The organism is Kamptonema sp. UHCC 0994, from assembly GCF_029167235.1.
Taxonomy (GTDB): Bacteria; Cyanobacteriota; Cyanobacteriia; order Cyanobacteriales; family Microcoleaceae; genus Kamptonema.
This window is the reverse complement of record NZ_JARFTR010000090.1, coordinates 1-10,988: the sequence shown is the minus strand read 5'-3', so window position 1 is coordinate 10,988 and position 10,988 is coordinate 1. Positions and strand designations below refer to the sequence as shown.

Annotated in this window: 10 protein-coding genes; 6 read left to right on the top strand and 4 right to left on the bottom strand. The window is 42.8% G+C overall.

What is annotated here, in order from left to right:
* Nucleotides 1–64: 64 nt before the first annotated feature.
* From ftsH to PY364_RS09215, 4 genes are all read right to left on the bottom strand, one after another.
* Nucleotides 65–1,999 (bottom strand): ATP-dependent zinc metalloprotease FtsH, encoded by a 1,935-nt coding sequence (ftsH, locus tag PY364_RS09230; protein ID WP_275521999.1) that lies wholly within the window; start codon nt 1,997–1,999, stop codon nt 65–67.
* A 319-nt stretch (nt 2,000–2,318) separates the two neighbouring features.
* Nucleotides 2,319–2,765, bottom strand: coding sequence for an NADAR family protein (locus PY364_RS09225; RefSeq protein ID WP_275521998.1), 447 nt, complete (start codon nt 2,763–2,765; stop codon nt 2,319–2,321).
* A gap of 19 nt (nt 2,766–2,784) precedes the next feature.
* Nucleotides 2,785–4,620 (bottom strand): hypothetical protein, encoded by a 1,836-nt coding sequence (locus tag PY364_RS09220; RefSeq protein ID WP_275521996.1) that lies wholly within the window; start codon nt 4,618–4,620, stop codon nt 2,785–2,787.
* Nucleotides 4,621–4,656: 36 nt separating this feature from the next.
* Nucleotides 4,657–5,370, bottom strand: a complete 714-nt coding sequence (locus PY364_RS09215; RefSeq protein ID WP_275521995.1) for a hypothetical protein — start codon at nt 5,368–5,370, stop codon at nt 4,657–4,659.
* Nucleotides 5,371–5,490: 120 nt separating this feature from the next.
* On the opposite strand from PY364_RS09215, the gene PY364_RS09210 reads away from it, so the two are divergent.
* The 6 genes from PY364_RS09210 to PY364_RS09185 all read left to right on the top strand — a co-directional run bounded on the left by PY364_RS09210 (nt 5,491) and on the right by PY364_RS09185 (nt 10,936).
* Nucleotides 5,491–6,570: a dipeptide epimerase gene (locus tag PY364_RS09210; protein ID WP_275521993.1), complete on the top strand. Its 1,080-nt coding sequence runs from the start codon at nt 5,491–5,493 to the stop codon at nt 6,568–6,570.
* Nucleotides 6,571–6,600: 30 nt separating this feature from the next.
* On the top strand, nt 6,601–7,455 hold the full coding sequence (locus PY364_RS09205) for a Uma2 family endonuclease (protein WP_275521991.1): 855 nt from the start codon (nt 6,601–6,603) through the stop codon (nt 7,453–7,455).
* A 94-nt stretch (nt 7,456–7,549) separates the two neighbouring features.
* Nucleotides 7,550–8,608, top strand: a complete 1,059-nt coding sequence (locus PY364_RS09200) for a DUF1611 domain-containing protein (RefSeq protein WP_275521989.1) — start codon at nt 7,550–7,552, stop codon at nt 8,606–8,608.
* Nucleotides 8,609–8,646: 38 nt separating this feature from the next.
* Nucleotides 8,647–9,108 carry a GNAT family N-acetyltransferase gene (locus tag PY364_RS09195; RefSeq protein WP_275521987.1) on the top strand — a complete coding sequence of 154 codons (462 nt, stop codon included), beginning with the start codon at nt 8,647–8,649 and terminating at the stop codon, nt 9,106–9,108.
* A 69-nt stretch (nt 9,109–9,177) separates the two neighbouring features.
* Nucleotides 9,178–10,056 (top strand): glycine--tRNA ligase subunit alpha, encoded by an 879-nt coding sequence (gene glyQ, locus PY364_RS09190; RefSeq protein ID WP_275521986.1) that lies wholly within the window; start codon nt 9,178–9,180, stop codon nt 10,054–10,056.
* Between the two features lie 49 nt (nt 10,057–10,105).
* Nucleotides 10,106–10,936: a Uma2 family endonuclease gene (locus PY364_RS09185; RefSeq protein WP_275521984.1), complete on the top strand. Its 831-nt coding sequence runs from the start codon at nt 10,106–10,108 to the stop codon at nt 10,934–10,936.
* Nucleotides 10,937–10,988 lie beyond the last annotated feature (52 nt).

The window sequence follows — 10,988 nt, the reverse complement described above, 5'->3', positions numbered from 1 at the left end:
GGTAAAGAAACCGCCAGGATGGCGGCGTTACGTAAATGTGCGTAAAGTCCTATAACAGTTAACCTTAACGGCTAGGTGCTAACTGTTTTTTAGGCAATTCGGTGTATTGACCTACTATTTGCCTAAACTCGTCTCCTTCGATGGTTTCCATATCTAAAAGAATCTCCACTAAGCGGTCTATTAAAGCTCGGTTTTCCCGAATTAGGCGACGGGATTCTTCATAGCAGTGAAGTGCGATCGCCCGTACTTGCCTGTCAATCTTAGCGGCCATATCTTCGGAATACTCCGATCGCGCCATCCAATCTCGACCTAGAAATACCTCGTTGTTGGGACTTTCCAGAGCTACAGGGCCCAAATCAGACATCCCGTAAAGCGTTACCATGTCTCTAGCCAGGGCGGTGACGTGCCGGATATCGCTGCCCGCACCAGTATCAATCTCGTCTGGCCCATAGATTTCTGCCTCCGCAGCGCGTCCGCCCAAGGCTACTGTAATCCGGTTTAACAGCAAAGCGCGGCTTCGCAGACCTTCGCTGTCTACCATTTCGTCATCGAGGGTAAAGCTGGTAAAGCCTTCAATACCGCCGGAACGGGGAATGATCGTTACTTTTTCTACGGGGTCAGAATTTGGCAGCAAAGTAGCAACGAGGGCGTGTCCGACTTCGTGATAGGCTGTCATCCACTTTTTCTTGCTGTCTAAAAGTGGGTTGAGTTTGAGGCCGATGGTGATCCGATCGATCGCATCGTTGATTTCTAGGTTGGCGATCGAATCTTTGCGCCGTCTGGCTGTTAAAATTGCGGCTTCGTTCAGTAAATTAGACAAGTCAGCCCCAGAAAATCCGGGTGTCCGACGGGCGATCGTTTCTAGGGAAACTTCAGGGTCAAGTTTTTTATTGCGGGCGTGAACTTGCAAAATTCCCAATCTGCCTTTGAAACTGGGCAAATCTACCATTACTTGGCGATCGAAACGTCCCGGCCGCAGCAATGCCGTATCGAGTACGTCAGGGCGGTTGGTAGCGGCAATAATAATCACGCCATTGTTGCCTTCAAAGCCGTCCATTTCTGTGAGTAACTGGTTGAGAGTTTGCTCTCTTTCGTCGTTACCGCCGCCAATGCCTGCACCCCGTTGACGACCTACTGCGTCAATTTCATCGATGAATACGATACAGGGGGCGTGTTCCTTGGCTTTTTTGAATAAATCGCGCACCCGCGAAGCGCCAACACCGACGAACATTTCGACGAATTCGGAACCAGAGATGCTGAAGAAGGGAACGCCTGCTTCCCCTGCGATCGCTTTTGCCAGTAAGGTTTTACCAGTACCAGGAGGCCCAATGAGCAACACTCCTTTGGGAATTTTTGCACCGATCGCAGTAAAGCGTTCTGGTTTTTTCAAGAAAGTAACGACTTCTTGTAGTTCTTCTTTGGCTTCTTCAATACCAGCGACATCATCGAACATCACGCCGGTTTTGGCTTCCATTTGAAAGCGAGCTCTCGATTTGCCGAAATTCATCGCATTTCCTTGGGTCTGAGTTGAACGGCGCAGGATCGCCATTAACACACCCAACACGAGAAAAATTACCAATAAATTTACTGCTAGCCCCATTGCTGCACTGTTGTCGCTAGAGGGCTTGACTTCAAAATCTACTTTTTTGGCGCGGATTTGCTCTAAGAGTTCTGCATTGTACTCAAATAAGCTCACCACTTGCACTGGATCTGTTGGTTTTTGCCCTTCTAGCCTGACTCTGGCTGTCCGCTGTGCGGGATCTAGTTCTATTTTGGTGATTTGCCCCTGCTTGATTTTTTCCAGCAGTTGGCTATAGGTCATGCTGTTTGGCGCTGTGTCCGCAAAGACTGGCCCTGCCAGCATGACGCTGGAGGAAATCGCCCAACTGGCCAGTATGCGCCACAGATGCCGCCCACCATTTTTAGTGTGAATGGCTTGGTGTCTGTGGCTTTTTGCAGCCTGATGACCTATATCCGCTTGTTTCCTAAGACCTTTCATAATTGCGATCGCCTTTTTGAGTACAGCCTTGAACCTTATTCTAGTTTAACTTTTTGCCTTGAGCCTTTGTCGTTCTCTTGACAGACTGCGGTTTGATTTGCCCCTTTAATCATAATCGATATGAGTAGGTCTACTTTGGGTAGGCTTGTCACTCTTCGAGGTCTCCTATACGATGAGAGCGCTCGCGCTCCTATTAGGAGAAAGACTTTTAGTTTGAATGATATTAAAATCAACTGCATATTCAATAATATCTGGTTTAGTTAGAGGTTGAACTGGTGCAATCATTTGATGTTTTCCTCCCAATGAGCTTAACTTTATATTACTTTATCTGCTGCCGTAATATCTCCCTTACTTCCATTAAAATTAGCCCTAATTTATTCTTACCGCTGCCATCTTTGCCACAACCCCAATAATAATCTATGGGTGAATTTTCGACAAGTTCCTCATCACCTGTAGAGAGCAAAACTTCCCGGATATCCGCATGAGTTTCAAATTTACACAGCACTGCCTTTCGCATGATATCATCTTTCACCTGTTCCCAATCTTCACGAAGGGGACGTTTGCGATCGCGCCCCATTTGCGCTGCATCCTTTGGTGTTTTCACCTGTCGAATTTGCTCAACGTGAGGCGTACCCACAAACTTTTGAGCTTGAAAATAATGTTCGCTAGTTGGCCAATATATTCTATCTAACTCAAATCCGTGAGCCGAAAAGTTAGAGAAACAGCCGTAGGGTTCTTCGCGAGTGCTATAGAAATAAATCGTCATAATATCTCCAATTTTACAATTAAGAACAATGATACAACTTGTATTTATAGCCAGAGATTTTGGGTTGAGATTGGGAATCAACTACACAGTTTTGCCTTTTTTCTTCCACTGACGCTGTAAAATTTATCGTCCACAAATCTAAAGGTTTTGGCATTTGAGCTAATGTTTTATGCAGTGCATCCGTCGCCGTTTGAGAATCACCATCTTTTTTTGCTAACAGAAATTGGGGATACTTAAATTGAGAATTTGTACTCAGTGATGAACTAGATAAACGTTTAAACTCCCAAGCTATCCCCATCATAGCTCTTGTTTCCGAGTGGCTTTTGCGAACTATTGCGATTAAAACAGGAAACTTTGGCGATGCTGATTGTATTTTAACAATCTGGGGAACTAAAATATCTGGACGTTTAGATTTTTGAAAGCTAAAATTGGTCACAACTGTCATACTACCCAGTAAACCGATTAATAAAATGATTGCTACTGCTTTTCTTCCTCCTATTTTCAATGCTGGAATTGGCAATTTTAAGAATTTACTAAATTTATTATTTGCTTCTAATTCCTGATTTTCCCAACAAACAGCTAAACTTACCCCTAATATAATAATTACCGCCGGAAAATAGACAAATTGATAACGAGCCGCCAAAGTTATATCTGCGCCTAAAAGGTAAGTTATCCCTAAAAAGATGGCGATAGCACCAGCAATAAAACCGATCAAAACTTGAACAATCAAACTACTATCTGATTCTTCTAACTTAATTCTAACACCTCTAATCAAAATTGGTACAGCAAAAAACATGAAAACTAATAATATCAAACCAGAGACAACGATAGTTGGTAAAGATACCCCTTCCACTGGTAATAATGCCAACATTGTCACTATCCACGCTAAAATTCTCGGTGCTGGTTCTAGCAATTCAATCAGGTTTTTTCCCTGATAAATCCAGCGCGTCATTTCACTATCAGAAGCAGTTTGCAATGCGGGAAGCCAAACGAAGCATCCGATCAAAGTACCCGCAGCTACAGCATAAATTCGGAATAGAGAATTGGGAATTATTGATTTAGGTTTGAGCGCTAAATCTGGAGTTGAATCTAAATCTATTTCTTGGTGGCGACACCTCCAAGTATTAAGCAAAATAATCGCCATTAAACTTAAACCTTCAGCAGCGACAACCAGAATAAAAAAGTAATGGGTTGCAATCCCTAAACAGTTAACTCCCACCCAAAATAATGCCACCCAAATCGGTAATACATTATGATTGTTTATGGTTCTAGTTGTTATTGCCAAACAGCCCAAAGAAGCGATAATTAATAACACTGGCAAAGTATAATGCCGAGCTTCTTGGGCGATAAATATTCCGTAGGGAGAAACTGCCATCATTCCCGCAGCCATTTGAGCTATTAAACGAGAGCGAAAAGCCACAAATCCAAAGCAAAATATCGCTGGAATTGAGATGATACCGAGGATAGCAGGCAGCGCTCTAGCAGCCCACAAAGAAACTAAACCTGCCTCAGTTGAAAATAGTTTCATCCACCAATGAGCTAACATAAAATAGACTGGAGGATGAGTGCTTTCTGTCATCAAATTGTGGATGACTGAGGTGATATTAGCTTCGGGATTTAGTTGTAATGGCTGCAATAGCGTATCAAGCGTAATCGCACTATCTAGCGGAATCGTCTGCAAACTATTTCCCAAGCTAAAAACTAGCGTTGCTATTTCAATTGTTGAAGGTGGTTTATCTGCCAAATTAGTAAAACGTAAAACTGTACCAATGGCTATCCATATTAGCAGCAGCAATGAATGAAACCAAGGGTAATCGCCATTGGCAATTTTTAATTTTGAACTTTGGAAAGTCATTGTTTATACACCCTCAACAATTGGTAACAATCTATTTTATTTCTCTCGATCGTCAAGTACCTTGAACCGCACATCAATATCTTGTATGTAAGAGCCGATGTAGGCCAGCAGTGCGTAGATAAAAATCAGAACCCCCACCATTTCAAAAATTTCTTCAGTAGTGGCTATTGTCCCATATATTAAGTTGCGCTGACCTGCTAAATCTGCATAATAACCACCAACCATTTCCATACCAAGCGCCCCGCCAACATAAATACACCCTGCGAGTATAAATAAATATCGCGTTCGAGATGGAAGATAAAGCAGAAACTTGAAATAATTAAGCGCTGTAACTAATACAAAAGCAGCACCAGGAATTACCCAAATGAAGTAAAATAGTCCCCCAAGGTGCAGCGCTTTTCGCAAATCGGGAATAATTAACAATTCGTGGAAGCTTAGACTTTCATCTAAGGCTAAAAGCACAAAGATAATTGACAAAGCTTTCCAGTGGGGAAAGTAGCGATCGCTTTGTTTTTTTTTCGCCGAGGCAATTACTCCGAGCAGAATTGCACAAAATAGTAACGTAAACGACTGATACCAAGATGGATAATTTAACTCTAGGTCAAGGTTAAATAAATTGATCCATCGTTCGCGATAATTAAAGCCATAGCGGAGAACTTGTACCACAAAGCCAGCAACGCCGAAGAATAGCACCCAAATGCTCAGGGAGGCGGCGATTCTCCTTGGTGAGATAGAAATCTGGAAGTTCATCAAGGTTACGATCGATTGACAAAGGAAAGTTAAACTATAAAATAAAAAGTTAAAAATGGGAAGGGAAAGGAACTAAATTAGTCTTGGCTTGTATCCCAAAACCACGAATACTAAATCATAATGCACATTGACATTCAAACTTTCACTGTCCATAAACGTTTTGCCCTTACCATCAGTCGCGGTACAACTGCCAAAACTACAAATTTATGGCTGAGGTTGGAGCATGAAGGCCTCGAAGGTTGGGGGGAAGCCTCGCCTTTTTCTATCGGTAGTCACCCCCAAACCACTGAAAATCTTGTGGCGACATTGCAGGAAATTACGCCGTTGCTAGAGAAATTTACCCCTTTAGATAGACAACAAATTGAAGAGATACTTAGGGAGGTTCAGCTACCCTCAGCGGCTTGTGCCGCAATAGATATGGCTCTACATGATTGGCTGGGCAAAAAAGTAGGATTACCACTTTGGCAACTGTGGGGAATTGACCGCTCGCGTATTGTACCAACTTCAGTTACAATTGGTATTAATTCGCCCGAAGGTGCTAGGCAGCGAGTGCGAGATTGGTTTGAAAAAGATAACACTAATCAAGAGAGTATCAAGTATCGCGCTCTGAAAGTAAAATTAGGTAGTTCTGATGGTATAGATGCAGATCGAGATATGGTAATGGCAGTTCTAGATGAAGCGCCTAGGAATATCCAAGTTAGCATAGATGCTAACGGTGGATGGAATCTAAAAGATGCAATAAAAATGTGCCATTGGCTGGAAAAGTATGGAATAAAGTATGTGGAACAGCCGCTATCACCGCTGGAAAATATTAAGGTATTTTCGGAACTTTATCGTCAGTCGCCGCTGCCTATTTTTGTTGATGAAAGTTGCTTCAATAGTCGGAATATTCCTAGGTTAGCTAACTGCGTACATGGCATAAATATCAAAATGATGAAATCGGGAGGGTTGACTGAAGCAATGCGGATGATACACGCGGCTAAAGCTTATGGTTTACAAGTTATGTTTGGTTGCTATTCTGATAGTATACTTGCAAATACAGCCGCCGCACAATTATCACCTTTAGCTGACTATCTGGACTTGGACAGTCATTTTAATTTAATAGACGATCCTTTCGCTGGCGCAGTTTTAGAAAATGGATGTTTGCTGCCAAATAATTTACCAGGACTGGGTGTTTACCGAATTGATAATGTACAATAGAAATAGCAAGTCAAATCTTAGGAGGGAGAGATGTCAATTGAAGTAACTTCAAAATTCATCTCAGAAGCTGAAATATTTGAGGCCTTTTGTGAAGAACACAAGCCACCAACTGATTTAATTTTTGATGATGGGGAACCAATGGAGAGCAATCGCCACCGCATTGCAATGAATGTTTTGATCCGCTCATTGCAGCAAGGCTGGAATGACCGCAATGATTTTTTTGCGGGTGGTAATATGTTTATTTATTATGGCAAACGTCAGGCACGAAATCGAGATTTTAAAGGCCCTGATTTCTTTGTAGCAATGGGAGTAGATGGTATGAAGGAACGTCAAGGCTGGGTAGTTTGGGATGAAGAAGGTCGTTATCCAGATGTGATTGTAGAACTAATGTCACCTTCGACTGCTAATATAGATACGGGAGTCAAAAAGGATCTTTATGAGCAAGTTTTCAGGACTCGTGATTATTTTGTGTTTAATCCTTTTGACCCAAATTCTCTGCAAGGGTGGCGATTAAATGGAAGCTTACGATATCAGGAATTAGAGCGAAATCAACAGGGTTGGCTATGGTGTCAAACGTTAGGTATGTGGTTAGGAACATGGACGGGAACTGTTGAGCGAGAAACGACTGTTTGGCTGCGTTTTTATGATGAAGCTGGTAATCTTGTTCTATTGCCAGAAGAAGCTGCTCAGCAACAAGCTGATGCTGCTCAACAACAAGCTGATGCTGCTCAACAACAAGCTGATGCTGCTCAGCAACAAGCTGATGCTGCTCAACAACAAGCTGATGCTGCTCAGCAACAAGTTGAACAAGAACGCCTACGAGCTGATCGTTTAGCTGCTAAATTACGAGAATTGGGGATAGATCCCAATTCTTTAACCGAATAAGAATGGGTGAAGGATACCGCTGTCATAAATAGCGGCATCCTTCATTACACAAAAATGTATTAAATGTCAAAAAATATCGAGATAATAGTAAATTATGATCGAAAATAATCCCAGCGATCGAATTAAAAATGGTAAAGTTGCTATCCTCTTACATCAGGGAATTATAGGTAAGTCTGGCAAAACAGGTTTAGCTTTTTTACGATACAGCGAAGCCTCAGTTGTGGTCGCGATTGACTCCGAATGTGCGGGACAATCTTTGCAAGAATTAACTAGCATTTCCAGAGAAGTGCCGATAGTTGCTTCGGTGACAGAAGCTTTATCTTATTCGCCTGATATTCTGTTAATTGGGATTGCTACTTCTGGGGGTGTTTTACCAACAGAATGGTTAGAGGAAATTAATCTAGCAATTGCTGCGGGTTTGTCGGTGGTAAATGGTTTGCATACTCAGCTTGCACCACTGATTAAAATACCTTTAAAAGACGATCAATGGATTTGGGATGTGCGTCAAGAACCGCAAAAAGTAGGTGCGATCGCATCTGCTAAAGCTGCCGATCTCAATTGCCGCCGCGTATTGACAGTAGGTACGGATATGAGTATAGGCAAGATGTCTACCAGTTTGGAACTACATCGTACTTCCTTAAAACGTGGCTTGCGTTCTAAGTTTTTAGCAACAGGACAAGCGGGTTTAATGATTGCTGGTGATGGTATTCCCTTGGATGCTGTGCGGGTGGATTTTGCGGCGGGTGCAGTCGAGCAAATGGTGGTAGAATTTGGCTGCGATCGCGACATCTTGCACATTGAAGGACAAGGTTCCCTGTTGCATCCGGGTTCAACAGCTACTCTGCCGCTGCTGCGAGGTTCCCAGCCGACTCACTTAGTGCTGGTGCATCGAGCGGGACAAACTCACATCCGCTATCATCCCCGCGTGCCAATTGGGCCGTTATCGAAAGTTGTTGAATTATACGAGATGGTATCAAAGGCGGCGGGTGCTTTTGTGGGGGCGAAAGTAAGCGCGATCGCGCTCAATACTCATCATTTGGAGGAAACTGCGGCCCAGCTAGCAATAGCAGAAATTCAAGCAGAAACGGGATTACCCTGTACAGATCCCGTCCGATTTGGGGCTGACCTATTGTTAGAGGCGATCGCAGGCTAGAATATAATTAATCACCAGTCACAATAACTTACTAAAGCGTGAATGAAAGTTCTTTCTCTTTACCAGCAGAGTGCATTATTCGTCGTGCTTCTGCCAAAGATATATGGTCAATTCAGAAGTTAGTTTTCAGTGCGAAACTAGATCCTACCCAGTTGCGCTGGCAGCAATTTTGGGTGATAGAATGTGATAGCAATTTGGTAGCTTGCGGACAGTTACGCAACTTTTCCGGGGTACAAGAATTAGGTAGTTTAGTAGTAGCAAAAAGTTGGCGTAGTCGTGGCTTAGGGACTTATTTAACTACATATTTGATTCAACAAGCAACTCAGCCGCTTTATTTGGAATGCTTGGGAAATCGACTAGAAAATTTTTACGTTCGATTTGGTTTTGTACCGATTTCCTGGCAACAAGTGCCACCGTCTCTAAAATTCAAGTTTGGTGTTTCCGAATTGGCGAAAAAAATATTGAGAGTGCCTGTAGTAATTATGCAATATCAAAGTTGAACTTTATATTATAACTGAGTTAAACTGTGCTTAAATAAATTTATCAACTTACTAACTATCTTCAAACCAGTGAACTTTCAATCAGTCATTGCCACTTTAAATAAATTCTGGAGCGATCGCGGCTGCTTAATCGCCCAACCCTACGACATCGAAAAAGGCGCAGGAACCATGAGCCCTCACACCTTTTTAAGAGCCATTGGCCCCGAACCTTGGTCAGTTGCCTACGTAGAACCCTGTCGCAGGCCCACAGATGGACGCTACGGCGAAAATCCCAATCGTTTCCAACATTACTATCAATATCAAGTCATAATTAAGCCATCTCCTAATAACATTCAGGAAGTCTATTTAGACTCTCTCAGAGCATTAGGAATTCGCCCTGAAGACCACGACATCCGCTTTGTTGAAGATAACTGGGAATCTCCGACTTTAGGCGCTTGGGGCGTGGGCTGGGAAGTCTGGTTAGATGGCATGGAAATTACCCAATTTACCTACTTTCAACAGTGCGGTAGCATTGACTGTCGCCCAGTTTCAATTGAGATAACTTATGGGTTAGAAAGGCTCTCAATGTATCTCCAAGAAGTTAATGCTATTACGGATATTCAATGGACAGATAGCGTAACTTATGGCGACGTTCACCTTCAGGGAGAAGTTGAACAATGTACCTATAACTTTGAAGCATCAAACCCAGAATTGCTGTTTACTCTCTTTGGACTTTACGAGCAAGAAGCAGAACAATTAACGCAGAAAGGGTTAGTTTTACCAAGCCTAGATTACGTGCTAAAATGTTCTCATACCTTCAACTTGCTTGATGCCAGAGGCGTGATTGCCGTCACGGAGCGCACCCGCTATATTGGTAAAATTCGCAATTTAGCACGGCGCGTAGCTCAGCTTTATTTAGAACAGCGAGAAAAACTAGATTTTCCTCTGGATAAACTAGCAAAAGTCTAAGCGCTATGCTGTTAATAGAATCAACAATAGTTGCAATAATTGTAAGAGCATGACTGAAACATTAACTGACATAGGTCTGCCTACCCAATTCCCAGATCATACTCAATTACCGGAGTCTGACGGTACTTTTGTGAAAAACTTTCAAGAGCATCCCCAGAGTATAATTCTAACTGATTCTATCGGCCCTGTTTTGCAGCGGCTACATCCCGATGGTAATTACTGTATTGGACAAGATTCTGGCATTTATTGGCGAGAAACTGAACCACCAGAACAAGGTGCAGAAGCACCTGACTGGTTCTATGTACCGAACGTTTCTGCCCGTCCGGAAAAAGGAAAATATCGCCGTTCTTATGTGTTGTGGCGAGAACATTTAGCACCTTTAATTGCTTTGGAATTTGCCAGCGGTAATGGAGAGGAAGAACGCGATGCAACTCCGCTTTTGATGAGTGATGAAGGGGAGGTGCAAAAACCGGGTAAGTTTTGGGTTTACGAGCAGATAATTCGCATTCCCTACTATGGCATCTATGAAATGAAAAATGATAAATTAGAGGTTTATCATCTTGTAGATTTTTCCTATCAAAAGCTAGAACCAAATGCACGGGGTCATTATCCTATTTCTCCTCTAGAAGTGGAGTTGGGACTCTGGCAGGGAAGTTATCAGAATCAAACTCAAATTTGGCTGCGCTGGTGGGATAGTGAGGGGAATTTGTTATTAATTGGTGACGAAAGAGCCGAACTTGAAAAATATCGGGGAGAACAGGAACGTTTGCGAGCGGAACAGGAACGCTTACGAGCGGAAAAGGCAGAGCAAAAAGCAGCGCGACTGGCAGAACGATTGCGAGCAATGGGTATCGATCCTGATGCAGAAGATGTTGATTAAAATAAACCACAGAACTTTTGTAACGCCGCCCTCCGGGCGGTATTTTTACCGC